21 protein-coding genes are annotated in these 25429 nt (G+C 63.2%); 8 read left to right on the plus strand and 13 right to left on the minus strand.

The features are described 5' to 3' along the window. Positions 1-135: 135 nt before the first annotated feature. Positions 136-561, plus strand: coding sequence for an Rv3235 family protein (locus N5P29_RS13630; protein WP_262275428.1), 426 nt, complete (start codon positions 136-138; stop codon positions 559-561). 122 nt (positions 562-683) lie between these two features. Here N5P29_RS13630 and secA read toward each other — a convergent pair whose 3' ends face one another. From secA to mtrA, 7 genes are all read right to left on the minus strand, one after another. Continuing rightward, the gene (secA, locus tag N5P29_RS13635; RefSeq protein WP_262275429.1) at positions 684-3428 is read right to left on the minus strand and encodes a preprotein translocase subunit SecA; all 2745 of its coding nucleotides are present in this window, start codon (positions 3426-3428) and stop codon (positions 684-686) included. Between the two features lie 42 nt (positions 3429-3470). Then, the gene (locus tag N5P29_RS13640; protein ID WP_262275430.1) at positions 3471-4760 is read right to left on the minus strand and encodes a winged helix-turn-helix domain-containing protein; all 1290 of its coding nucleotides are present in this window, start codon (positions 4758-4760) and stop codon (positions 3471-3473) included. 26 nt (positions 4761-4786) lie between these two features. After that, positions 4787-5515, minus strand: coding sequence for a ribosome hibernation-promoting factor, HPF/YfiA family (gene hpf, locus N5P29_RS13645; RefSeq protein ID WP_262275431.1), 729 nt, complete (start codon positions 5513-5515; stop codon positions 4787-4789). Positions 5516-5704: 189 nt separating this feature from the next. Continuing rightward, positions 5705-6667, minus strand: a complete 963-nt coding sequence (locus N5P29_RS13650; protein ID WP_262275432.1) for a ComF family protein — start codon at positions 6665-6667, stop codon at positions 5705-5707. A 118-nt stretch (positions 6668-6785) separates the two neighbouring features. Beyond that, on the minus strand, positions 6786-8504 hold the full coding sequence (locus N5P29_RS13655; RefSeq protein ID WP_262275433.1) for an LpqB family beta-propeller domain-containing protein: 1719 nt from the start codon (positions 8502-8504) through the stop codon (positions 6786-6788). Then, positions 8501-10297 carry an MtrAB system histidine kinase MtrB gene (gene mtrB, locus N5P29_RS13660; protein ID WP_262278587.1) on the minus strand — a complete coding sequence of 599 codons (1797 nt, stop codon included), beginning with the start codon at positions 10295-10297 and terminating at the stop codon, positions 8501-8503. The genes N5P29_RS13655 and mtrB overlap by 4 nt, the downstream gene beginning before the upstream one ends. A gap of 151 nt (positions 10298-10448) precedes the next feature. Further along, entirely contained in the window at positions 10449-11123 is a 675-nt protein-coding gene (gene mtrA, locus N5P29_RS13665; RefSeq protein WP_144649950.1) for an MtrAB system response regulator MtrA, read from the minus strand. 221 nt (positions 11124-11344) lie between these two features. Between mtrA and N5P29_RS13670 the strand changes: the two genes are divergently transcribed. Genes N5P29_RS13670 through N5P29_RS13695 form a run of 6 tightly spaced genes read left to right on the plus strand, consistent with a single transcriptional unit; the run spans position 11345 to position 17555 of the window. Then, the gene (locus N5P29_RS13670; protein WP_262275434.1) at positions 11345-12595 is read left to right on the plus strand and encodes a DUF7847 domain-containing protein; all 1251 of its coding nucleotides are present in this window, start codon (positions 11345-11347) and stop codon (positions 12593-12595) included. Beyond that, complete coding sequence (locus N5P29_RS13675; protein ID WP_262275435.1) at positions 12592-13284, plus strand: DUF4129 domain-containing protein; 693 nt, start codon at positions 12592-12594, stop codon at positions 13282-13284. The genes N5P29_RS13670 and N5P29_RS13675 overlap by 4 nt, the downstream gene beginning before the upstream one ends. After that, the gene (locus N5P29_RS13680; RefSeq protein ID WP_262275436.1) at positions 13281-14477 is read left to right on the plus strand and encodes a DUF4350 domain-containing protein; all 1197 of its coding nucleotides are present in this window, start codon (positions 13281-13283) and stop codon (positions 14475-14477) included. Before N5P29_RS13675 ends, N5P29_RS13680 begins: the two co-directional genes overlap by 4 nt. Next, positions 14474-15490, plus strand: coding sequence for an AAA family ATPase (locus N5P29_RS13685; RefSeq protein ID WP_262275437.1), 1017 nt, complete (start codon positions 14474-14476; stop codon positions 15488-15490). The genes N5P29_RS13680 and N5P29_RS13685 overlap by 4 nt, the downstream gene beginning before the upstream one ends. A 29-nt stretch (positions 15491-15519) precedes the next feature. Continuing rightward, the gene (locus N5P29_RS13690) at positions 15520-16812 is read left to right on the plus strand and encodes a DUF58 domain-containing protein (RefSeq protein ID WP_262275438.1); all 1293 of its coding nucleotides are present in this window, start codon (positions 15520-15522) and stop codon (positions 16810-16812) included. A gap of 23 nt (positions 16813-16835) precedes the next feature. Continuing rightward, positions 16836-17555: a DUF4166 domain-containing protein gene (locus N5P29_RS13695; protein ID WP_262275439.1), complete on the plus strand. Its 720-nt coding sequence runs from the start codon at positions 16836-16838 to the stop codon at positions 17553-17555. Positions 17556-17568: 13 nt separating this feature from the next. Here the strand turns inward: N5P29_RS13695 and N5P29_RS13700 are convergent, their stop codons facing one another. Both N5P29_RS13700 and N5P29_RS13705 read right to left on the minus strand, forming a co-directional pair. Continuing rightward, the gene (locus N5P29_RS13700; protein ID WP_262275440.1) at positions 17569-18603 is read right to left on the minus strand and encodes a uroporphyrinogen decarboxylase/cobalamine-independent methonine synthase family protein; all 1035 of its coding nucleotides are present in this window, start codon (positions 18601-18603) and stop codon (positions 17569-17571) included. A gap of 3 nt (positions 18604-18606) precedes the next feature. Further along, positions 18607-18996, minus strand: a complete 390-nt coding sequence (locus tag N5P29_RS13705) for a chorismate mutase (protein WP_262275441.1) — start codon at positions 18994-18996, stop codon at positions 18607-18609. A gap of 92 nt (positions 18997-19088) precedes the next feature. On the opposite strand from N5P29_RS13705, the gene N5P29_RS13710 reads away from it, so the two are divergent. Then, complete coding sequence (locus N5P29_RS13710) at positions 19089-19745, plus strand: NADPH-dependent F420 reductase (RefSeq protein WP_262275442.1); 657 nt, start codon at positions 19089-19091, stop codon at positions 19743-19745. Between the two features lie 66 nt (positions 19746-19811). Here N5P29_RS13710 and N5P29_RS13715 read toward each other — a convergent pair whose 3' ends face one another. The 4 genes from N5P29_RS13715 to N5P29_RS13730 form a co-directional block, all read right to left on the minus strand. Continuing rightward, on the minus strand, positions 19812-21518 hold the full coding sequence (locus tag N5P29_RS13715; RefSeq protein ID WP_262275443.1) for an ABC transporter ATP-binding protein: 1707 nt from the start codon (positions 21516-21518) through the stop codon (positions 19812-19814). Beyond that, positions 21515-22522: an ABC transporter permease gene (locus N5P29_RS13720; protein ID WP_262275444.1), complete on the minus strand. Its 1008-nt coding sequence runs from the start codon at positions 22520-22522 to the stop codon at positions 21515-21517. The genes N5P29_RS13715 and N5P29_RS13720 overlap by 4 nt, the downstream gene beginning before the upstream one ends. Before the next feature lie 2 nt (positions 22523-22524). Next, on the minus strand, positions 22525-23616 hold the full coding sequence (locus N5P29_RS13725; protein WP_144659774.1) for an ABC transporter permease: 1092 nt from the start codon (positions 23614-23616) through the stop codon (positions 22525-22527). A 141-nt stretch (positions 23617-23757) separates the two neighbouring features. Further along, positions 23758-25386: an ABC transporter substrate-binding protein gene (locus N5P29_RS13730; protein WP_262275445.1), complete on the minus strand. Its 1629-nt coding sequence runs from the start codon at positions 25384-25386 to the stop codon at positions 23758-23760. Between the last annotated feature and the right edge of the window lie 43 nt (positions 25387-25429).

Consider the following 25429-nt stretch of genomic DNA (forward strand, 5'->3'; position numbering starts at 1 on the left):
CCTGATCCAGCAACCGTCCACTCAGGGGCGGAATCAAGCCTCAACCTCAAAACCCAGCGTCATCCCAGCAGAAGCCACCCGAGCATGAGCGTTCCCCGCGCTTTCGCTCAAGTAGTGAATGCCAGAGGTATGACCATGTCCGTCGTTGCAGCAGACCGGCCACCCATCCGCCAAAGGGTCCAACGAGCCGCCGCTTCATCCGCCGCCAAGGGTGCCGCCGATACAGACATCCGATTGGTGGCACGGAGTATTGCCCAAGCCGCTGTGGAAGTGCTTGCAGGTACCCGTCCACTCGTTCAACTATCGGGATCATTGGACCCCGACTGTTATGTGGCCCTACAGCACCGGGCTGCCCTGACACGCAAACATGCAGCGCGGAGCAAGGGGAATCCGCAGCCACACCTCAGCCCGATGGTCCGGTCGGTGCGCGCCTGTTCCATCAGCGAATCAATTTGTGAAGCAAGCATCGTTGTCGCGGAGGAAGGCCGCTGCCGGGCTGTCGCCATGCGGCTTGAACGAACAGATGGCGTGTGGCAGGTTACGGCGCTGGAGATCGGCTAGGTCCATCCTTCGACCAATGGCCTCCGCCTTCACATGCCAAAGGGGGCGATCCCTGGGAACATTGAGTCCTTTGGATCGCCCCCTTCGTTGGCGATGATTACCGGTCAGATGCCGGATCCAGCTTAGCGGCGCTTCTTCTTGGCGGGTTTGCGCTGATCCTGGCTTGCAGCCTTGGCCGGGTTGCCGGAGCGCCCGGATCCACGGCCCTCGATCCGGGTTTGCGTGGCGCCGTCCTCGCCAGGTGCGGTGTACTGCAGCTGGGCCGGTTTCTCCGGCGCCTGCAGGCCCGCGGCCCGGATCTGCGGATCGTGATGTTCTGTGTGTCCCCCGGCGGCGGAGTCATCCGGCACGACGACGTCTTCGGCCGGTGTCACTTCCACCTCAAGGTTGTACAGGAACCCGATGCTTTCCTCACGGATGGCCTCCATCATGCTCTGGAACATGACAAAGCCTTCACGCTGGTATTCAACCAGGGGGTCGCGCTGTGCCATTGCCCTAAGGCCGATGCCCTCCTTGAGGTAGTCCATCTCGTAGAGGTGTTCCTGCCACTTGCGTCCAAGAACCGACAGGACAACGCGCCGCTCGAGTTCCCGCATACTTTCGGAGCCGATGGCTTCTTCGCGGGCCTTGTAGACGAGGCGCGCGTCGGAAAGGATTTCTTCCCTCAGGAAATCAGCGGTGATCCGGGACTTCCCGCCGGCTTCTTCGATGACTTCTTCGGGCGTGACGGTGGCCGGGTACAGGGTCTTCAGGTTGGTCCACAGCTGGTTGAAGTCCCAGTCGTCCCCGTTGCCCTCTGCCGTTGCAGCATCGATGAGGGCGTTGATGGTGTCTTCAAGGAAGTACTGGACCTTCTCGTGGAGGTCGTCGCCTTCAAGGATCCGACGGCGGTCACCGTAGATGGCTTCACGCTGGCGGTTCAGGACGTCATCGTATTTGAGCACGTTTTTGCGCTGTTCGGCGTTACGCGCCTCGACCTGGCCCTGGGCGGAGGCGATGGCACGGGAAACAAGCTTCGACTCAAGAGCGACATCGTCCGGCACCGAGCTGTTCATGAGCCGTTCGGCCGCCCCTGAGTTGAACAACCTCATGAGGTCGTCGGTAAGGGACAGATAGAAGCGGGACTCACCGGGGTCGCCCTGACGACCGGAGCGGCCGCGCAGCTGGTTATCGATCCGGCGGGACTCGTGCCGCTCCGTGCCCAGGACGTAGAGCCCGCCCAGGTTCAGCACTTCTTCGTGTTCATCCTTGACAGCCTGCTTGGCTGCGGCGAGTGCCTCGGGCCATGCGGCCTCGTACTCTTCGGAGTTCTCCTCCGGATCGAGTCCGCGCTTTGCGAGTTCGGCGATGGCGGTGAATTCCGCGTTGCCGCCGAGCATGATGTCGGTACCACGGCCAGCCATGTTGGTGGCCACAGTCACGGCGCCCTTGCGTCCGGCCTGGGCAACGATGGACGCTTCACGCGCGTGGTTCTTCGCGTTCAGGACTTCGTGGCGGATACCCTCCTTGGCCAAAAGCTTGGAGAGATATTCGCTCTTTTCAACACTCGTGGTACCGACCAGAACAGGCTGGCCGGCCTCGTGGCGCTCGGCGATGTCCTCCACGACGGCGTCGAACTTCACGACCTCGTTCTTGTAGACAAGGTCCGGCTGGTCGATGCGCTGCATGTCGCGGTTGGTGGGGATGGGGACCACGCCGAGCTTGTACGTGCTCATGAACTCGGCGGCCTCGGTCTCGGCTGTACCGGTCATGCCGGAGAGCTTGGAGTACATACGGAAGTAGTTCTGCAGCGTTACGGTGGCCAGGGTCTGGTTCTCGGCCTTGATCTCGACGTTTTCCTTGGCCTCAATGGCCTGGTGCATGCCTTCGTTGTAGCGGCGACCGGCAAGGATGCGGCCGGTGTGCTCGTCAACGATCAGGACCTCGCCGTCGAGGATCACATAGTCTTTGTCGCGCTTGAACAGTTCCTTGGCCTTGATGGCGTTGTTCAGGAAACCAATGAGGGGCGTGTTGGCCGATTCGTAGAGGTTCTGGATGCCCAGGTAGTCCTCCACCTTTTCGATGCCGGCTTCGAGCACACCAACTGTCCGCTTCTTCTCGTCCACTTCATAATCGACCTCAGGCTGGAGCCGAAGGACCACCTTGGCGAACTCGCTGTACCAGCGGTTGGTGTCGCCCTGTGCAGGACCGGAGATGATGAGCGGGGTCCTGGCCTCGTCGATGAGGATGGAGTCCACTTCATCAACAATCGCGAAGTTGTGTCCGCGCTGGACGAGCTCACTGGCATCCCAGGCCATGTTGTCCCGGAGGTAGTCGAAGCCGAATTCATTGTTTGTGCCATAGGTGATGTCGGCTGCGTACTGTTCACGACGCACGGCGGGATCCTGGTTTGCCAGGATGCAGCCGCTGGTCAAGCCAAGGAAGCGGTAAACGCGGCCCATAAGTTCGGACTGGTACTCGGCGAGGTAGTCATTCACCGTGACCACGTGGACGCCCTTGCCGGTAAGCGCGTTCAGGTACGCCGGCGCCGTCGCAACCAGAGTCTTTCCTTCACCGGTCTTCATTTCGGCAATGTTGCCGAGGTGAAGAGCCGCACCGCCCATCAGCTGCACATCAAAGTGGCGCATGCCCAAGGTGCGGGAGGACGCTTCGCGCACGGCAGCGAAGGCTTCGGGCAGCAAGGCATCGAGCGACTCGCCGTCGTCCTGGTGCCGGGACCGGAGGCGGTCCGTCTCAGCGCGCAGTTCAGCATCCGTAAAGGACTTGAACGACTCTTCCAGGGCATTGATGGAATCGGCATAGTTCCGCAGTTGCTTCAGGGTCTTTTTGTCACCCGTGCGGAGAAGTTTTTCGATTAGTGATGCCACGTGAAAGTGCTCCCAGTCTCATGCTGCCGAATTCTGGCTGTTTCAGTCTACGGGAGAGACCCAGGCGGCGTGTCCGGGTTCACCTCTGAGCGGACCGGCGTTTTGCGGTTCCGCCACGGGAGGGCCGGTTTGTCCCCTGACAGCCGCCGCAAGATCGCCGGCAAGATCCCCTGCCGGCCATACCACCACCTCGTGCAGGCCAAGCCAGGTCGCCATAAGCCCAAGTTCAGCTGCCAGCTCGACGGCGGTATCTGCCGGGGCGTCCGGCTCGCCGTACGCAGAGCGCACCAGCAACTGGCCGGTTGCGCGGTCAGCCTTCAAGTCGACCCTGGCCACGATGCGCTCCCCCAGCAGGAATGGCAGCACGTAATAACCGAAACGGCGTTTGGCAGCAGGTGTGTAAATTTCGATCCTGTAGTGGAACCCGAAAAGCTCCTCAAGACGCCGCCGCTCAAACACGAGGGAGTCAAAAGGGCTCAGGAGCGCCCGCCCTTCGGCCTTCCGGGGAAGCTTTGCGCTGACATGCCTGAAAATCTCCCGGTCCCACCCCCGAACGGACACCGGTTCCAGGACGCCGGCATCCACGAGCCTTCGGATAGACTCCGCTCCGGCCTTGACCGGCGTCCGGAAATAGTCGGAAAAACACCGGACCGTGCCGATGCCGTGGGCCTGGGCGGCCGCGTCGATGAGTCGATCAAGGGCTTCCCCGGTGTCGGTGGCAGCCACAGTGCCGCTAGCGAGAACCCTTGAGGTGAGGGTGTATTTGCGTTCGAACTGCGGTGTTCGCGAAGCAGCCGAAACCCGGCCTTCTTCAAACAGGTGTTCCAGGACCCTCTTGACGATGTTCCAATTCCAGCCCCAGTTCTCCCGCTCTGCCGTAGGGACATGCCCCAGCTTCGCGGTGAGTTCCGCTGCCGTCATGGGAGGGCCAACCGCCAATGCCGAGAGTATCCGGTCCTCCATGTCTCGGCGGATTCCGGGATCCAGGCGATGTGCCCCAACCCACGCGCGCTTCTGCCACAAGAGCAGATCGGGGAAGTGCTGTGGGCGGATGAAGCTTGCTTCGTGCGCCCAGTACTCCATCATTCTGCGGGGCTTCCTTCCGGCCATGGCGGAAAGTATGCCGGGATCGTAGTTTCCCAGCCGGGAAAAGAAGGGAAGAAAGTGGCTTCGTGCCAGGACATTTACAGAATCGATCTGGACAAGCTGCAATCGGTCAAAAGTCCGGCCCACCGCCCGTGGTGTCACGGGGCCGGTGGGCCGGACTTTGGCCAATCCTTGAGCTGCCAATGCGATCCGCCGTGCCTGCGACAGGCTCAGCGAAGCGGTCATTGGGATCCCTTCGTCAGGTACAGGCCTTACTTGGCGTTGGCGGCCTGATCGTCGGAGCGATAGGCGATGATCTTTTCCTCGACGGCTTCTTCGCCAGGCTCACACGTGGAATCGAGGCTGATCACACCATAAGTCCAACCGCTGCGTCGGTAAACGACCGACGGTGCGTTGGTTTCCTTGTCCAGGAACAAGTAGAAGTTGTGTCCCACCAGTTCCATGTTGTCCACGGCGTCATCCAGTGTCAGGGATGCAGCGGGAAATACCTTGCGACGGATCAGGACCGGTGAATCTCCGGCCGGGATGTCGTTTTCGATCTCATAGGGCGAACGTTCTTCCGCTTGCCCGTTGGCTTCCTGGTGGTTGCCGGCCTCGACATAAAGCGGCTCATTGGTGCTTGCAGGTTCAAGGGTTGCCGTAGCTTCCCGCACCGCCTTGGGTGTGTGGCGGCCGTGGTGCACCTTCTTCCGGTCCTTCGCGCGACGAAGCCGCTCGAGCAACTTGTTGTACGCAAGATCGAAGGCAGCGAATTTATCAGCGGCCGTAGCCTCGGCACGGATAACGGGGCCACGGCCCAGGACAGTTACTTCGACGGTGAGCTCGCCCGGCGTTTGCCGGGGGTTGGTTTCCTTCGAAACCTTGGCGTCTACCCGCTGGACCTTGTCCCCCAGCGATTCAATCTTTGAGATTTTCTCGCCGGCATATTCGCGAAAGCGGTCTGAAACAGTCAGATTTCGTCCGCTGATCATGAACTCCATGGTGCCCTCCAAATAACTCAGGTGACACGACAACGGCACTGTTGGGGGCTGGTCTGACGGACAGTCGAGCCCCTTTCCGAGCCGCTATCGACAGGTACATCTTTTCTTGGTACCCACAACCGACGTTAGTTCATCGCCACGCGTTATTCATCCTTTGGCCACTTATTTTTTGATTGAGTCTTAATGACTTCATCGCTGGTCGCCGAGCACTGTCGTTGAGGCGTAGGCTGGTGGCCTCGTGGCCGCCAGAACAACTGCTCCGCAGACTGCCCCACCGGCGGCTTCCACGGCCCGTGCTGCCTCCGCGAGGGTTGAACCCGTGGTAAGAACGTCGTCCACCAGGATGCATCGCCGGCCCCTGACCTGCCCCGCCCGTCCAGGCTTGACCCGCATGGATCCCCGGACTTTCCGGGCCCGTTCGCCACGTCCCAGCCCCTTTTGGCCGGATGCCCCGTGGGGGCCTTTCCGTTCGAGCACAACGTCCACGGCACTCCTCAGCCAATCCATTACCAGGGTCAGGCTGCCCTTGAGGGACAGCGGAACCCGCACCTTTTCCAACGCGTCCAGATGCCGGTGTTGTGGGTGTATCCGGCGCAAACGCAGGATGAGCAGGATCAGATGCACGGGGCTGAACCCGCGCTGGCGGTACGCCCTGCCGCTGGTCGGGACCGGCACAAGGGTGAAGCCGGCATGATGCCCCAGAGCCACATCCAAAGCCTTGCCCAGGCAACTTGCCAGCACACCGCCCGCACGCCATTGGCCAAAGTGCTTGAAAGAGAGCAGGCACTGAGCCAACTCGTCGCGGTAAGGTCCTGCCGCAACCACTCCGAGTCCGGCCACGCCGTCGACCATGACGAGAGCAGGCGATTGGTGCTCTGCCCGGAAAGGCTGCGCACAAATCCTGCGTATGCGCTTGGAACAATCAGCGCACAGCACCGTGTCTTCGGCGCCACAGCAGATGCACTCGACGGGAACCAGGACGGCCCGGAAGTCTTGCAGGGTCCCTTCCAATGCCCTCACCAAGCGGCCAAACCGGTTGCGGTCCCTTCCGCGGCGACGCGCACTGACGGGATCCGGCGCAGCCAGGTCCGGATCCCTGCCTCGACGGTTTGGCTGCACTCCCGTGAAGGGGCCGCTGGGTGGATCGATCATGTAGCCAGCCTGCGCCCCCGCTATCCGGAAAAGAAGGCTCCCGGCGTCCTATGTGGATATCCCCGCCACATCACAGAATCTGGCTCGATGGCCGGGACATCGCCCGCCGGAGAGAGTGTCAGCCTGGGAAAGCCGGTTCCGTGGGACCTTTCAATTGAAGCTCCCATCCGTTGCCAACACGTTGGAAGACTCCGGCCTCCGACTGGCCATAGATCTGCTCGGGCCCATTGCCGGCACTGATGCTGGTCAGGCCGTCCCACGGCGCAAGTTGCTGCGCCTCACCCGAGGCCAGGGACAACAGTTCAGGGACCACCGTGGATGTAGCCGAACCGGCCATGACCGCCACAGTGGACGCATTCACCCAGACTCCTTGGTTCGCCCCGCCGGTAGTCAGCAGGGTGATGGGAGCAGTGAGGTCCTTGGGCGCACCGTCGGGATTACGGACAATGCCGGTGATCTGAACCGTGGATTTTCCGGCAGACTCCGAGATAACCAATGCCCTGGTCCCTTCCCTGGAGACCCTGAAGTCCTTCACGGTGCGGCCTGAGAGCCAGGACGGAGTGATGGTGACGTTGGGAATGGCTGTTCCCGGCGCGATCCCTGTCGGTTTGTAGGCCACGACCTCGGCCGCCCCGTTTGCCCCGGGGCCCGCCGTCCAGACCCAGTCCTGCGGGCTGAAGGATGGACCGGTCAGCGTACTCCTGGTGGTCAGTTGGCGGGGCGCCTGTCCCGGTTCGATCGAATAGAGGGTGGTCTTGTCGCCGTTCAGGAAAGCAGCCGTCTGGGAAGCAGGTGACTCCGCCGGCGAATGCGGTCCAAGCCCGGCGACCGACTGGATGTCAGGCAGGGGCGTGATCCGGTTGTTTTCGTAGCGGACCAATTCACCGTTGTTCACTGCGATCTGATGGGCAGGAACTGTCTTATCCACCACAGGTGGCAGCACTGTTCCGTTGTCCTCCACCCGGACCAGGTCCTGGTCGGCGCGCAGTTGGACATTGATGACGTCCGGCTGGCTGCGGAAGGTCAGCGCCAGCTGGTTCTGCATCCTTTGCCTGTCCTCGGCGGATGCATCAAACAATTCCTTGGCCGACAGATCCACCTGGGCTGCGCCGGAGACAACCGGCACCGATTCGCGGGCTAGCTTCATGCCGGATGGGAAAGCACTGACAACCGCGCCACGAAGGTAGGGCGCAGGGCCGGCGAGCAGGGCGCTGGTCATGGATTTGACCGTGTTCTTCTTGATGAACCAGCGGTAATCAGGCACGGCGAACGTGAACGTCGGGTCGTAGAAGTAGATGGGAAACGCCCCGTAGATCACTTTGAACGTTTCTTCCGGAATGGCTGTCCCATCAGGGACTTTGGAGATCCGCCACTGCCCCTCCACCTGTTCAAGCGTCAGTGGGATGGTCTCCTTCGTCCCAGGCGGATACTGGGTTGCAACGCCGTCGGCGTCCACGGAGTAGGCGAGGTCCAGAAGGTAAAGGTACTCATTCTCCACAGCGGACTTCACCACCTCCGCCGAGCGGAAAACGAGTGCCCTCTTATCCGGCTTCCATGTAACTGATTGCGCTTGGGTCAAGTACTGCCGCGCCACAGGATAGTCGTCCTCGTAGCCGCTGCCGGCCATGTAGAAGTCCTCAATGATCGACTCAGGACTGGACCCTGCCCGGGGCGCGGCCGGGAAGAAGACCGGCGCGTTGGGATTTCCTGCGCCTTCGTCCTTGCTCTTGCCCACCGGGCCGGAACGGGGAATCTGAGCGCAGGAGGACAGGAGGAGCATAAGCACCGCAAGCAGTGCCACGATCGCCCGGCGGTTCCGGGGTCCGGGCTTGGTCATGGCTTATCCCCCGCTTCGTGATCCGTGGCAGCGGCGTTGTCGTCCTTCGGTGCAGAACCGGGCCGGGAACTGGCAGCTTCCGTGCCCAGGACCAATACCTGGCGCTCACTGGCCGAGCCGGGAAACTCTATGTCTGCAGGCTCGAGCTGAAGCGGCGACTTGGCGATGGTCTCTCCCTGGCGAAGAGGCAGAGTCAACCGGAAGTTGGATCCCGAACCTTTGCGGCCCCACGCTTGAAGCCAGCCGTTGTGGAGTTTGGTGTCCTCGGCCGCGATGGACAATCCGAGGCCGCTGCCGCCGGTGGTCCGGGCCCGGGCAGGGTCCGCGCGCCAGAAGCGGTCGAACACCCGGGCGGCTTCGGCCTGGCTCATCCCGATGCCGTGGTCCCTGACGGAGACGGCCACGGCGTCGTGGTTGGCCGCGACTGAGATATGCACCGGTTTGCCTTCGCCGTGTTCAAGGGCGTTGAGCAAAAGATTGCGGAGGATCCTTTCGATCCTCCTCGAATCCATCTCGACAATGACGGACTTTTGCCTGGCATTGAGGCGGACTTCGGATCCATACTCCTCGGCCACGGGTGCCGCGCCTTCCATGACCTGTGCCACCACCTGGAAGATGTCCTGCGGTTCGGCGTCGAGGACGGCGGCACCGGCGTCGAAACGCGAAATTTCCAACAGGTCCGACAACAAGGACTGGAAACGCTCAACCTGGTAGTAGAGAAGCTCCGCCGATCTCTTGTTCATGGGGTCGAATTCATCACGCGCGTCGAACAGAACCTCAGCCGCCATCCGCACGGTGGTCAGCGGGGTACGCAGTTCGTGCGAAACATCGGAGACGAACCGTTGCTGCATCTGCGACAACGTGGCCAACTGGGTGATCTGCTCCTGGAGGCTCGCCGCCATGTGGTTGAAGGATGCCCCCAGCCTGGCCACTTCGTCTTCACCCTTGACCACCATCCGTTCCTGCAGCTGCCCGGCGGCCAGCTTCTCGGACACGACGGCGGCATGGCTCACCGGACTGACGACGTTTCGGGTCACGTACCAGGCGATCGCCCCGATCATCAGGACAAGGGCTGCGCCACCGGCCCACAGAACGTTCTGGATCTCGTCCAATGTCTGCTGTGCGGTGTTGAGGTCATAGATCAGGTACAGCTCATAGACAGTGCCGTTGAAGGTCACTTTGTTTCCCACCGCGATTCCGGGGCGGTCCTCGTTGCCCACTGGGAATTGGGTGGGAGCCCAGAATTGTTGCTTGCCGCCTTCCTGGACAGCTTTGCGTAGATCAGGGGGAATCACGCGGATGGTCAACTGGTCCGAGGCACGCGACTCCACCCATCGGTTGCGGGGCTTGGTCTGTTCGGGCGCAGCTTCGAAGACATACCTTCGCTGGATGACCGAGCCACGGCCCTCCACCGCCGTCAAGGTGTCGTACACCAGGGTGATGACGCTGGACTGGTCGGTGACCTGCGCGCCGTCGAACGTGTCCTGAACCTGCTTGACGTTGTATCTCGACTCGGACTCTGCCTGGGCGAGCCGTTCCTGGAACAGGTTGTTGGCGATCTGGTTGGACAGATAAGCGCCGACGATGGCAAACGATGTCACCGCAAGGAGCAGGGTGGTCAGGACTGTGCGGAATTCGAGGGACCGCCGCCAACGGCGAAGGATCGAACGCCACAGGAAGCGCAGGCCCGGCCTGATCTGGCGTACGCCAATGGTAACGAGGCGGGAAACCCGGAGAATCAGGATCAGCCCTCGGCGGGTCCAGATGCGGGCACGCGTCAGGAACCACCGCAGGTCACGGGTCTTACGCGGCGGTGTTGGTTCAGTCGTGTCGGACTGAGCGGATGCGCCGGGCTGTTCAGCGGTGCCGGTGCCCACGGCGTGTTCGGCCGTACTTGTTGACTCCGTGACGCTATCCGACTTGCCGGCGTCTCCGGCTGGAGACTCAGGAACCTGCTTTATATCCGACACCACGCACCGTCAAAACGACCTCGGGCGCCTCAGGATCGCGTTCAATCTTGGAGCGCAGACGCTGGACGTGCACATTGACCAGGCGCGTGTCAGCGGCGTGCCGGTATCCCCACACCTGTTCAAGGAGCAATTCGCGGGTGAAAACCTGCCACGGCTTGCGTGCCAGGGCCACCAGGAGGTCGAACTCAAGGGGCGTGAGCGAGATACGCTCGCCTCCGCGGGTCACCAAGTGGCCGGCGACGTCGATGGTCACGTCCGCGATACGCAAAGTCTCGGGGGCCTTCTGTTCGCCCGGGCGGAGCCGCGCACGGACCCGGGCAACGAGTTCGGCTGGTTTGAAAGGCTTGGGCACGTAGTCATCCGCGCCGGACTCGAGTCCCCTGACCACGTCCGAGGTATCCGACTTCGCGGTGAGCATGACGATCGGGACATCCGATTCCCCCCGGATCTGGCGGCATACCTCGATACCATCCGAGCCCGGCAGCATGAGGTCCAGAAGCACCAGGTCCGGCTTGGACGAGCGAAACACCTCAAGAGCTTGGCCGCCATCTGCGCAGAACACCGGCTCGAAGCCATCATTGCGCAGGACGATGCCAATCATCTCCGCGAGTGCTTCGTCGTCGTCAACTACCAGAATGCGTGCCTTCATAGTTATATATTCCCTTATCACCAAGTCTTTGTCCTGTTGGCCGCCGCGCACGGCATGGCGCCCAAGGGGCAATTCCACCGTACTGCACCAAGGCACGGGTCACCGGCAAACACCGGCCGTGCGGCGGGCTATGAGGGACGACGCCGGGACTATAGGCTGGGTGCGGAGGTCCGCATGGGGGACGTCGAATGTCGGCGGACAGGACCTCAAGGGGAGGAAACGTGTCACAGCCTGAGCACGGCCACAATCGGCCACCCGGCGGCCCACCGGCGTGGGGAAACCAGCCGCAGAACAACCCACCGGCATGGGGAAACCAGCCGCAGTGGGGCGGAGCATCCGCGTGGCCTCCTCCGCCGGGGTACGGGCCCGGCCCGCAAAACCCGCCTGCCCCCGGCTGGCCGGCAGGTGCCCCAGGCTGGCCCCCGGGTGCCCCCTATGGCCAGCCCCAGTACATTGCTCCTCCCAAGCCCGGGGTTATCCCGTTGCGGCCGTTGCAGTTCGGCGAAATCCTGGACGGCTCCTTCCAGACCATCCGCCGCAACGCTGCCTCGATGTTTGGCTCTGCCTTGATTGTGCAGGCGCTGGGTGCGGTGATCATCGGCGTCATCACGTTCCTGATGTTCCAGATGACGGTTACGTTTGAGTCCGTTGATTCCAGGGCGGAATTCGACCAGGCTATGGGTCCCTTCATTGCGCTGGCCGCGGGAGCAATGGGCGCCTCCGTCCTGATCGGCCTCCTGGGATCGGTGCTTCAGGGCGTGTTGGCGGTCCCGGTGGCGCGTTCGGTCCTGAACCGGCGGACCGGTTTCGCGCAGATGTGGAAGCTGGCAGGGAAACGGATCCTGCCGCTGCTGGGCGTTGCAGGACTGCTCACCGTGGGCGGGTTGCTGGCCGTGGCCGCCGTAGTGGGCATTGCCGTGTTGTTGATTACGGCCATGGGACCTGGTGCCGTGCTGATCGTGCTTCCCCTGGGTCTTGGCTCGGTGGTTGTTTTTGTGTGGATCGGCCTCAAACTCATGCTCGCACCCGCAGTCATCGTGGTCGAGCACACGGGCATCTACGATGGCTTGCTGCGTTCATGGCGGCTGACCCGGAACAACTGGTGGAGGATCTTCGGCATCACCCTCGTCGTGGCAATCATGCTGGGGATCATTGCCCAGATTGTGCAGATTCCAGCCTCCCTGGCCATCGGTTTCATTGGCGGGACCGTGTCCCCCCACCCTGACGAACAAAGCACCGCGTCCCTGCTGATGGTCAGCACTGTCGTTTCCACGGCAATTCAAGCGCTGGTGGGCTCTGTGACGTTCGCCTTCCAGTCTTCGGTCTCCGCACTGATCTACATGGACCTGCGCATGCGCCGCGAGGGACTGGACGTCGAACTGATGCGGATGGCGGAAACCGGTGCCAACCCTGACGGCGTACCGGGTGGCCCTTTCGTCCAGCCGGGCACGGCAGCCTGGCCGCCGGCATGACGGCAATCTCCGCCGAGGTCATCGTTCCCCTGCTTTCCATGGAACCGCCTGTGACTCCGGACCGTGAGGAGGCCAGGCGATGGGCCATCGAGGAACTCTCGAAACCCCAATATCCTGACGCCACGCCCGGATGGCTGGAGCAGCTGTGGCGGGATTTCCTTGACTGGTTGTCCTCGCTGGAGGGAGACGGTACAAGTGCCGACACCAACTTTGCCCTGCCCCTGATAGTCATCTTGGCCGTTGCACTCATCGTCGTGGCCGTTGTGGTGGTCCGGCCCCGCCTGAACGCACGCCGGGCATCGCGGCAGGAGGACATCTACGGCGCCGACCGCACCATGAATGCCGACGACTACCGGACGCGCGCGTCAGCAGCTGCCGACGACGGCGACTGGGCGGCCGCCGTCGTCGACCACTTCCGCGCGGTGGTCCGGTCGGCTGAAGAGCGCGACATCATCGATGTGCGCGCCGGCAGGACCGCCGACGAAGTATCTGCCCAGCTGGGTCAGGCGTTCGGCGCGGCGCAACAGCGGCTGGACGCTGCGGCGAGCCTCTTCGACGCCGTGCGTTACGGGGAGCAAAGTGCGACGCGGGGAGACTACGGGTTCCTACGGGACCTCGATGCCGAACTGCTGACGATGAAGCCTGACTTCGCGGGGTCCGTCGACTCAGGATTCGCGGTACCGCGATGACGATGGTTGCCAACGAGGCCCCTCCCGTGGAGTCGGATCAAGCCGGGGGATCCACCGGGCCGGGTCTCTCCAGCTGGATCCGGAAGCACCGCACGTGGCTGGCCCTCGGAGCCGTGCTGGTGGCTTTGGTGACCTATCTTGCCGTAACCAATATGTCCGGAACCGCGGATCCCCGGACCTTATCCGCGCGGAACCCGGCCCCGGACGGAGCCATGGCTGCTGCGGAGATCCTGGGACGTCATGGAGTGAACGTGACCACCACGGATTCCTTTGACCAGACCATGTCGGTGGCCTCGGACAAGGACCGGGCCACGATCCTGCTCTACGATCCCCGCGGGTACCTCGACCGCGCCCGGGTGGAGGAACTCGCTGCCGCCGCCGACCGTGTGGTGGTGGTCAAGCCCCGGCTCAAGACCCTCAACGGACTCGGACCCGCTTTCAAGCCCGGCGGTGTGATTCCGGGAGACCAGACCGTCGTCGAGCCTGGCTGCTCCGTGGAGGATGCGACGGCGGCGGGACCCGTCTCCGCTCAGGGATCCGTATTTTCCGGACCCAAGGTGTGTTACTCCGGGCCCACCGAGGGAACAGGTTTGTATGCGGCCTCGGCGGACGGCCGGGTCATCGTCCTCGGGAGCACGGACATCCTGGACAACGAGCACCTGGCCCTTCAAGGCAACGCCGCTTTGGCCCTGCGCACCCTCGGGAACAACCCGGAGCTGCTCTGGTACCTGCCCGGGGTCAAGGACGTCGCCGCAACGGACAAGGCTCCAACGCTCAGCGAACTTGCCCCCGCATGGTTGGCCTACGCCGGGCCGTGGTTGGGCGCAGTGACGCTGCTGGCGATCCTCTGGCGCGGCCGCCGCATGGGACCTTTGGTGTTCGAGCCCCTCCCGGTAGTGGTCAAAGCGGCAGAGACTGCCGAGGGAAGGGCCCGCCTGTACCAGGACGCACGGGCCATCAACCGTGCAGCCGGGAACCTGAGGGCAGGTACCCTGAGCCGCCTGGCCCGGCACTTCAACCTCGGAGCGGACGCCACCACGGACGCGGTGGTGGACGCTGCCGCCCGCCGTCTGGAACGGCCAGGACCTGAAGTCCACTCCGTCCTGGTCGACTTCATGCCGGGGACCGAAGGGCAACTGGTGCAATGGGCACAAGAACTTGAACGAATGGAAGAGGAGGCGAAGAACCGATGAGCAGCCAGCCGAACAGCTACACGGACAGCAACAGCCAGTACACGGGTGGAGCGCGGCGCGTCGAGGACCCGGCACGCCAGTCGCTCCTGAACGTCCGCGCCGAAGTGGGCAAGGCCGTGGTTGGACAGGATCCTACAGTGACGGGGATGCTGATCGCCCTGCTCTGCGGCGGGCATGTCCTCCTGGAAGGCGTCCCGGGTGTGGCCAAAACGCTCCTTGTGAGGGCCTTGTCCACTGCCCTGAGCCTGGACACCAAGCGGGTGCAGTTCACTCCGGACCTGATGCCCGGCGACGTCACCGGGTCCCTGGTCTATGACTCCCACTCATCCGAATTCACGTTCCGCGAAGGCCCGGTCTTCACCAACATCATGCTGGCTGACGAGATCAACCGGACACCTCCGAAGACCCAGGCCTCGCTGCTGGAAGCCATGGAAGAGCGGCAGGTTTCCGTAGACGGTGTTTCGCGTCCGCTGCCGGTTCCCTTCATCGTGGCAGCGACGCAGAACCCGGTGGAGTACGAAGGCACCTATCCCCTGCCCGAGGCACAGCTTGACCGGTTCCTCCTCAAACTGACCATGCCCCTTCCTGGACGTTCGGAGGAGATCGAGGTTATCCGGCGCCACGCCAACGGATTCGATCCCCGGGACCTGGCCGCGGCTGGTGTCCGGCCTGTGGCGGGAGCCTCGGACCTCTCGACGGCGCAAGCGGCTGTGGCGCAGGTTGCCGTGGCTCCGGAGCTGTTGTCGTACATCGTCGACATTGTCCGTGCGACGCGGTCCGCACCGTCCTTCCAGCTTGGTGTTTCCCCCCGTGGTGCCACGGCGCTGCTCAACACGGCCAAGGCGTGGGCCTGGCTGTCCGGCAGGACCTTCGTGACCCCTGACGACGTCAAGGCATTGTCACTTCCCTGTCTCCGGCACAGGGTGGGCTTGCGGCCTGAAGCCCAGATGGACGGCATTCACGTAGACGATGTCCTCGGTAGCATCCTCGCCTCGGTTCCGGTGCCGCGATGATTTCTGCTTGCCCGATCCGGGGAGCCTGAATGGCCATCACGGGTCGCTTTGTAGCCCTTGCCCTTGCCGGGTTGGTGCCACTGGTGGTGTTTCCGGCCTGGCTGACTGTCCTGCTGGTGTGTGGGGTCCTGCTGCTTGCGCTGGTCCTCGATCTTGTGCTGGCGGCGTCCCCCGCCAAGGTCCGCCTCGAGCGCCGGCAACCGGGAAATGTCACTTTGTCGGGCACCGCGGAGTCCGTAGTAGCGGTGAACAATGCCACCGGGCGGAAACTGAGGGCCATAATCAGGGATGCATGGCAGCCATCGGCCGGAGCCACCAATGCTGTTCAGCGGTTGACAGTGCCCTCCGGCGAGCGCCGTCGGATGACTGTGACGCTGATACCCAGGAGGCGGGGCGACCTGCACAGCCCGCACATCACCATCCGGTCCCTGGGTCCCTTTGGATTGGCGGCCAGGCAGCGGACACGGCCGCTCCCCGGGCACGTGCGGGTCCTGCCTCCCTTCCATTCAAAACGCCATCTTCCCTCCAAGCTCCGGAAGCTCAGGGAACTGGATGGCAAGGCTGCGGTGCAGATCCGGGGTGCCGGCACCGAGTTCGACTCATTGCGCGACTACGTCCGCGGCGATGACGTCCGGTCCATCGATTGGCGCGCGACGGCCCGCCGCACCTCCGTGGTGGTCCGGACCTGGCGCCCGGAACGCGACCGTCGCGTCGTCGTCGTGCTTGATACGTCCCGTACAGCGGCCGCCCGGGTCGATGACGAACCGCGGCTCGATACCGGAATCGAGGCAGCGTTGCTGCTGGCGGTGCTGGCAGAGCGCGGCGGAGACCGGGTCGACTTCCTCGCCTACGACCGGAGGCTGCGTGCCCGGGTGGAGTCGGCGTCGAAAGGCAACTTGCTGGGCCAACTTGTCCAGGCCGTGGCTCCCCTGGAAGCGGAGCTCATAGAACTGGATTGGCAGCAGATCCCCGGCCAGGTCCGGGCCGTCTCAGCCCACCGCTCGCTGGTGGTGCTGTTGACGGCGCTCGACGGCGGCGCCCCCGAAGAGGGCCTGCTCCCCACAGTGGCGCAACTGTCCCGCCAGCACGTGGTGATTGTGGTTTCGGTCCGCGATCCCCTGCTTGCGGCGATGAAGGCCGAACGGACCACTGCCAGCCAGGTCTTCCGGGCTGCCGCGGCAGAGCGCGCACTTCTTGAGCGTGCCGCAGTCACTGCCCAGCTCCGGCAGCTGGGAGCCGAAGTGGTGGACGCCGAGCCGCTGGACGTTCCACCCCTGCTGGCTGATACCTACATCCGGCTAAAAGCTGCCGGCCGCCTCTGATTCCCACCTCGGAAAGGATGTCCATGAATATCCCTATCTACCAGATGGCTCTCCGCGAAGACTTCGGTAAGCTGGCGCCGGAGCTCCAGGACTACTTTTCCCTGGCGGCCGGTTCCGGGGTCTACGGAATTGGCCAGGGCGTGTTCGATGTAGTGGGTTGCCGCCAGAAATGGCTGCGGCCGCTGCTCGCCCTCACAGGGAGCGAAGAGGCCTTCTTTCCGGAATACGGCGAGGGAATCCCCTTCCGGATTGAAAACCACGCCCACATCGATCCCTTCGGCCGCCCGGCACTGACGGCCAGGCGAGAGATCTATTTCCCCACCGGCACACGGCTGTTCCATGACACCACCAGCGCCATCTTGCCGTCGCGGCAGGACCATGGCGGGCGGGCGCGGCTGGTGGACCATGTTGGCCGCTACCGCCGCCTGGTCACGGACCTCGATGTCAGCGTCACTGCCGAGGGCCGGCTTCGCGGTGTTTCGCAAGCGAGCCGCTTGTTCCTTGGCCCACTGCGCATCCCACTGCCAGCAGCACTGGATGCCAAGGCCTATGCCGAACAATGGTGGGACGAGGCCGAGGGCAAGCACCGCATCCAGGTGAAGGTGATACAGCCGCAGATCGGGCTGGTACTGGTGTACGCCGGAAGATTCGACTACCGGCTCGCTCCGTACTTGCCGGGAGCCGCACCGGGCACGGCCCTTCCGCGCTATGCCAAACCGGACCGTTGGGAACAGCGGATCTAGCGCTCCGCCTTTGCTAGCCCTGCGCCATCTGGTCCAGGCCGTCGGCGACGTGGGTCAGCTTGGTCAGCACGGACTTCGCAGCGGCAGGAGTGAAGTCCTCAAGACCGGTGGACGGGGTGACCCGGAGCCCCGAGAGGCCAGACGCCTGAAGGCCGAGCTGGCGCCAGGGCTTCCAGATGCTTTCCACTATCGCAGCGGTCCTGGGAAGCGTTGCCCCCGGGTCCCCGGTAGGCAACGCACCGACCCACAGCCTCTTGCCGCTTTCCACGGCACCGGCCAACTGCTCCCATTGACGCGTGGTCAGCGCCCTGAGCGGAACCGCGACGCCGTCGGCACCAGCGGCGAGGATACGATCGATCGGAGCTTCGATTTCAGGCACGGAGATGACGGTTTCGACGGCGCCCGAGGCTTTCAGGGCGTCGATCACCTGCCGCCAGGCTCCAGTGACTTCCTCGCCGCGGATGGATCGAAGCGTCCGGTAGCCGCTCGCCGTCGGAATGGTTCCCGCCATCACCGCAGCGATATCCGGCTCGTCCACTTGCACCACTATCCGCGCACCGGGCACGGCGGCTGAGACTTTGCGCAGGTGTTCCCCCACGCCCGCGGCCAAAGACTCCGCGATGTCCCGTCTTGCGCCATGGTCAAGGAGCGCACGTTCACCGTTGTGCAGGTGAAGGCTCGCGGCCAGGGACAACGGTCCCATCAGCCTCAGCTTGAGCTCAGTCGCAGACACATCTTCGGCCCCGGCCACGTCGGCCAATATGTTGATGTCTGTTGCCAATGCCGAAGCGGCACGGCGCGAATCCTTGCCCGGCCTGTCAACGAGGCGCCAGCCATAAGGCTGGACATCGATGTCCAGGTCCACCAGCAGCGAGCCCGTCCGGCCGGCGGCGTCCGACCCCACCCCGCGGGCCGGCAGCTCCGGGAGGAAAGGAAGGTGGGGATCCCCCAGCTCGCCCCGGATCGTCCGGATGGCTTCGGCGGGATCAGTGCCGGGCCATGGCCCCAACGTAGTCGCACTTGCGCGCAGCTCAGTCACTGAAGACATGGATCAGGCCTGCTGGCTGGAAATCTGGTGATCCTCGGCAATTGCCTCGTGGTGGCGGATCACTTCACTGATGATGAAGTTCAGGAATTTCTCGGCGAAGGCCGGGTCCAAGTTGGCATCCTCCGCAAGGCGGCGAAGCCGGGCAATCTGCGCCGCCTCGCGACCGGGGTCCCCGGCCGGCAGTTTGTGGGTCGCCTTGAGCACTCCCACTTTCTGGGTGGCCTTGAAACGTTCCGCGAGGAGGAACACGAGGGTCGCATCAATGTTGTCGATGCTGGACCGGATGGACAACAGCTCATCCATGACTGTGCGGTCAACGTGGCCGGCCAGGGAGCTGGCGGCCGGGTTGAAGGAATCGGCATCATGGGGAAAGGCGTTGTTCTGCTCGGTCATGCATCCCAGTCTATTGGGTGGGGCGCAGTGTTTTCCGCGAATGAAGCGGTGCACAATGGCAGCATCATTGCAGTCCCGGCAAAGGAGCTTTCATGAAAATCGCGGTTCTGGGCACAGGAATGGTGGGCCATGCCTTGGCGGGCAAGCTGGTTTCACTGGGCCATGAAGTGACCATGGGTTCCCGGGAGTCCGGCAACCCGAAGGCAAGCCACTGGGCTGATGCGGCAGGTCCCCTCGGCCATGCCGGGTCCTTCGCAGAGGCGTGTTCGGGAGCCAGCCTGATCATCAATGCAACACCGGGAACGGTCAGCCTTGCCGTCCTTGCCGAGGCCGGCGAAGAAAACCTCAACGGCAAGGTCCTTTTGGATGTCTCCAACCCGCTGGACGGCTCAAGCGGCTTTCCCCCAACCTTGACAGTCTGCAATACGGACAGCATCGCCGAGACCATCCAACGGACCTACCCGGAGGTCCGGGTGGTGAAGTCGCTGAATACGGTGACCGCGCCGGTGATGGTGGATCCGGGGCGGCTCCCGGCTCCGCACGACATCTTCATGGCAGGCAACGACGCCGGGGCCAGGTCCACCGTTTCGGCTCTGTTGCAGGAATTCGGGTGGGAACCGGAACACATCAGGGACATCGGCGGCCTGGATGCCGCCCGGGCCATGGAGATGTGGCTGCCGCTGTGGCTGCGGATTTTCATGCAGCAGCCGCAGGGAAAGATGTTCAACATCGCCATCGTCTCCGAGTAGCGTTCCGCGCAACCAGGAAGGCACGTCCCCGTGCGGGAACGTGCCTTCCTGGTTGCGGCTTGTGACTCAGCTGCCCAACAGCGAACGGTGCGCTTCCCGCCGTCGTGCTTGTTCTTCCGGGTCCGGAACCGGCAAGGAGGCAATCAGCCGCTTGGTGTAATCGTGCTGCGGCGAGCCCATCACCTGATTGCCGATCCCTTGCTCCACCAAATGCCCCTTGTAGAGGACACCTACCCAGTGGGACAACATGTCCACCACCGCGAGGTCGTGGCTGATGAACAGGGCCGCGAAGCCGAACTGTTCCTGGATGTCTTTGAACAGGTCCAGGACTTTCGCCTGCACCGATACATCCAGCGCCGATGTCGGCTCGTCGGCGATGAGCAGCCGGGGGTTCAACGCCAGGGACCGTGCGAGGGAGGCCCGCTGACGCTGTCCGCCGGAGAGCTCGTGCGGGTACCGCTGCGCATACGACGCCGGCAACTGGACTGATTCGAGCAGCTCGCCGACCTTCTTCCTCGCCTCAGCCGCGCTCGGCTTGGTGTGGATAATGAGCGGCTCGGCGACGCATTCCCCGATGGTCAGATGCGGGTTGAAGGACGCTGCCGGATCCTGGAAGACGAAGCCGATCTCCTTGCGCAAGGGCCGGAAAGAGCGTTCCTTGAAGTCGAGCATCTCGTAGCCCAGGACCTTGAGGCTTCCCCCGGTCGTACGGTTCAAGCCGGCAATGGCCCGTCCGATGGTGGACTTGCCAGAGCCCGATTCCCCAACCAGGCCAAAGACCTCGTTCTCCGAAATGGTGAAACTCACGTTGTCCACGGCCTTGAATCCGTGGCTGCCGAAACGGCCCGGGTATTCGATGGTGAGATTCCTGGCTTCCACCAACACTTTGCCGTCCTGGTGCAACCTTCCGCGGGCACCTTCAGAAGCAGAGTGGCGGCCCAGGTGTGGCACTGCTGCGAGGAGCTTGCGTGTGTACTCCTGGCGCGGTTCGGCGAAGAGGACCTTGGCAGGGGCTTCTTCCACCACGTCGCCCTGGTACATCACCACCACCCTGTCCGCGAGGTCGGCCACCACGCCCATGTTGTGGGTGATGAGCACGATCGAGGTGCCGTAGTTGTCCCTGAGTTCCCGCAGCAGCTGGAGGATCTCAGCCTGAACCGTGACGTCAAGGGCGGTGGTGGGCTCGTCGGCCACGATCAGGCCCGGATCCAGGGCGAGCGCGGCAGCAATGACCACGCGTTGTTTCTGGCCACCGGAGAACTGATGCGGGTAGTAGTTGACCCGGGTTTCGGGGTCGGGGATGCCCACTTTGCGAAGAGCTTCGGTGGCCCGCTGTTTTGCTTCCTTGGCGGAAATCCGACGACCATCGCTGGCGTGGGCCCTGATGCCTTCGGCAATCTGCCAGCCAACGGTGAAAACGGGGTTCAATGCGGTGGACGGTTCCTGGAAGACCATGGCGACGTCACGGCCGCGAATGGAGCGCAGCATTGACTTACTGACGCTGATCACGTTGTTTCCCTTGATCACCACGGCACCGGAGCTGATGGCTGTTTCCGGGAGCAAGCCGAGTATGGTCTTTGCCGTGACCGTCTTGCCGGAACCGGACTCCCCCACGATTGCAACTACCTCGCCGGGGTTCACCTCCAGGCTCACGTCCTTGACGGCGTGGACATCTCCGCCGTCCGTGGCGAAGGTGACCTGGAGCCGGTCGATGGTGAGGACCGGCTGCCCTGTGGGGGCCTGGTCCGAAACATGTCCAAGGTTGGTGGTCATGGCTTACCTGCCTCTGCCGGTGCGGCCGGCGTTCCTGGTGATGCCGGAGTGCCAGCGGCTCCGCCTGCACGCTTGCGTCCGCGGATCCGGGGGTCGTTAAGGTCATTGATGCTCTCGCCTACCAGCGTGAGACCCAGGACCGTGAGTACTATCGCGATACCGGGGAAGACGCCGGTCCACCAGATACCCGAGGACGTGTCTGCCAGCGCTTTGTTGAGGTCGAAACCCCATTCCGCGGCAGAGGTGGGCTCGATGCCGAAGCCCAGGAAGCCCAGGCCTGCCAGCGTGAGGATCGCTTCAGAGGCATTGAGGGTGAACATGAGCGGCAGGGTCCGGGTCGCGTTCTTGAAAATGTGGCGGGCAATGATGCGCATGCTGGATGCGCCAAGCACCTTGGCCGATTCAACGAACGGCTCCGCCTTGAGCCGGATGGTCTCAGCGCGGATCACCCGGAAGTATTGCGGCACGAAGACCACGGTGATGGAGAACGCACAGGCGAAAATTCCGCCCCAGAAGCTGGATTGTCCGCGGCTGATGACAATGGAGATAACAATCGCCAGGAGCAGGGTGGGGAAGGCATAGATGGCGTCCGCCACTACAACGAGGATCCGGTCGAGCCATCCGCCGAAGTACCCGCTGAGCAGGCCCAGGGCCACGCCGAGGAACAAAGACATCGCAACGGAGACCACAATGACGGTCACCGCGGTCTGGGAACCCCAGATAACCCGCGACAGGACGTCGTAGCCGCCGACGGTGGTGCCGAGCAGATGCTTGCCGCCGGGCGGTTCCTGTGTGGGGAAGGATCCTGAGGCGTCGCTGAGCTGGGAATAGCCGTAAGGTGCCAGCAATGGCGCAAAGATGCTCGTAAGAATGAACAGTCCGCTCAGGACGACGCCCACAATCAGCATGCCCCGCTGGAGGCCGACGCTTTTCCTCAGGTGTGAGATCACCGGGAGCCGCAAGAACAGCGGCTGCTTGGGCGCGGTGAGTGTTGGGGTGCTCATGGTCAGTACCTCACTCGGGGGTCAATGAGCGCGGCGATGATGTCCACGATGAAGTTGGTGACGGCCACGATGATGGCCAGCAGGACCACGATGCCCTGCACGGCGACGAAGTCGCGGGCGTTGAGGTACTGCACCATCTGGTAGCCGAGTCCCTTCCACTCGAAGGTTGTCTCGGTCAGCACAGCGCCACCGAGCATCAGCGCGATCTGCAGGCCCATGACCGTGATGACGGGGATGAGTGCCGGCTTGTAGGCGTGCTTGGTAACGAGTCGGAACTCGCTCACGCCCCTGGACCTGCCGGCCTCGACGTAGTCCTTGCCGAGGGTACCGATGACATTGGTCCGGACCAGGCGCAGGAACACACCTGCCGTGAGGAGGCCCAGGGTCGCTGCGGGAAGGATGGCATGGGACACGATGTCGCCGAAAGCGGTCATGTTGCCGCTGCGCAGGGCGTCCAGCCAGTAGATGCCCGACGGCGCTGCCAGGCTGCCCATGGCCAGTTCAGTCCGAGTGGACGCCCGGCCGGCGACAGGCAGCCAACCCAGCCAGGTGGAGAAGGTGAGCTTCAGCAGGAGGCCCGAGAAGAACGGCGGGGTGGCGTAGCAAAGGATGGCAAAGAAACGCAGCGATGCATCCGCAGCTTTGTCGCGGCGGTAAGCGGCGATGAGGCCCAGCGGGATACCCACCATGAGGGCCACGACGACGGCGTTGAGGCTCAGTTCCAGGGTGGCCGCACCAAAGGTGGTGAAGACTTCGGTCACAGGCCGTCGGTCCGTAATGGTGGTGCCGAAGTTACCGGTGATCAGCTGGCCAAGATATTCGAAATACTGCACCAGCACCGGCCGGTCATAACCGGCGTCGTGGATTCTTTGGGCCAGGACATCCGGGGGAAGCCGGCCGCCTTGTGCCGCCGTGATGGGGTCGCCGATGACCCTCATCAGGAAGAACACAAGCGTGACCAGGATGAAGACGGTGGGGATGATCAGGAAGAACCTGATCACGATGTACCTGCCGAGGCCTCCCCCGCCTTTGCTTTTGCTCTTGGGAGCAAGTATCCCGGGCTCAGCCTCGGGTACTTCTATAACTGTTGTCATTGTTACCTGTATTTCCTGCCCATGGGTTGCGCGGGCTTGGCTGATGTGCGCCGGCCACGATGGTGGTCAGCAAGGGAGGCGGGACACTGGATCAGTGGCCCGCCTCCCCCATCGCAGAGTCCGTGGTTACGTGGACATCTGTTACTTGGACACTGTCCCGAGACGGAACTTGAAGGACGGGTCCAGCGTCTTGTCGACGCCGTTCACGCCGCTTCCGACGACGGCCACCTGGGCGCCCTGGAGCAGGGGCAAGGTGGAGATGTCCTTTGCCAGCGCGTTCTGGACGTCCTTGATGTCCGATTCACGCTTGGTCTTGTCGGCTTCGGTCAGCTGCTTGGAGATGAGGTCGTTGACCGTCGGGTTGTTGTAGTGGTTCTTGAGGAAGCCGCCCTCGGGGAAGAAAGGTGTGAGGTAGTTGTCGGCATCGCTGAAGTCCGGGAACCAACCAAACTGGAACACCGGGTACTCGTCCGCACGGCTTGCCTTGCTGTAGGTAACCCATTCGGTGGACTGCAGGTTGACCGTGAAGAGACCGGACTTTTCCAGCTGCTCTTTGATCATGGCGTACTCGTCACCGGAGGATCCGCCGTAGTGGTCCGGGTTGTACTGCAGGTTCAGGGCAACCTTGTCAGTGATTCCGGCATCAGAGAGAACCTTCTTGGCCTTGTCCGCGCTCGGCTTGCCGGCATCACCGTAGGCGTCCTTGAAGGACTCGTTGGCTCCGAGGAATCCGTTGGGGACGTTGGAGTACAGGGGCAGGTAAGTGCCCTTGTACACCTGGTCGGCGATCGCCTGGCGATCGACGAGGTTGGCCACGGCCTGGCGGACCGCCAGCGCCTTGGCCGGGTCCGCGCCCGCGGCCTTGGTTCCAAAGGGCATGGTGTCAAAGTTGAAGGTGATGTAGCGGATCTCGCCACCGGGACCGGTCAGCACCTTGACTTTGGAATCCTTGCGGAGGTCATCGATGTCCGTGGCGCTCAGGCTGCGGAATGCGACGTCGATGGCGCCCTGCTGGATTTCGAGCTTGAGGTTGGTGGGGCTGGCGTAGTACTTGATGGTGGCTGCATCGTTGGCAGGCTTGCCCAGGACGCCCTTGTAATCGGCGAAAGCCTTAAAGCTGATGAGCTCGTTCTTCTTGTAGCTGTCAATGGTGTACTGGCCGTAGAAAGCGTTCGCCTTGATGATCTCGTCATCGGAAAGGATCTTGTCTGCCGGGAAGACCTCGTCATCGACGATCGGGGCGGCAGGGCTGCTGAGGATCTGGCTGAACGTCTGGTCGTTGGCGTTCTTGAGCTTGAACACCACGGTGGTCGCATCGGGGGCGCTGACGCTATCGATGTTCGTCAGCAGGGATGCCGGCCCGGCGGGGTCGTTAATGGCCACCTGGCGGTCAAAGGAGAACTTCACGTCCTTGGAATCCAGGGTGTGGCCGTTGGCCCACTTGAGCCCCGGCTTGAGCTTGACCGTGTATTCCGACGGTGCCGTAAAGGACGACGATTCGGCGAGGTCCGGTACCGGTTCCGCGCTGCCGGGCTTGGAGTTGAGGAGGAAGGAGTAGATCTGGTTCATCACCATGAATGAACCGTTGTCGTAGGAGCCTGCCGGGTCCAATGACGTGACCTTGTCCGTTGTGCCGTAGGCAACGGGGCCTGCGGCAGCCGGGGCGGATGAGGATCCGCCGCCGGAGGGGCCCGTACATGCCGTCAAGGCGAGTGCGGAGATGCCCGCCAGCGCGATAGCGCCATGCAGGGCCTTCTTGTTCAGTGCCATCTGGTGAACCTTCTGTTCGATGGATTAGGTGCTCCGCCGTGGG

The organism is Paenarthrobacter sp. JL.01a, assembly GCF_025452095.1.
In the GTDB taxonomy this organism is placed as follows: Bacteria; Actinomycetota; Actinomycetes; order Actinomycetales; family Micrococcaceae; genus Arthrobacter.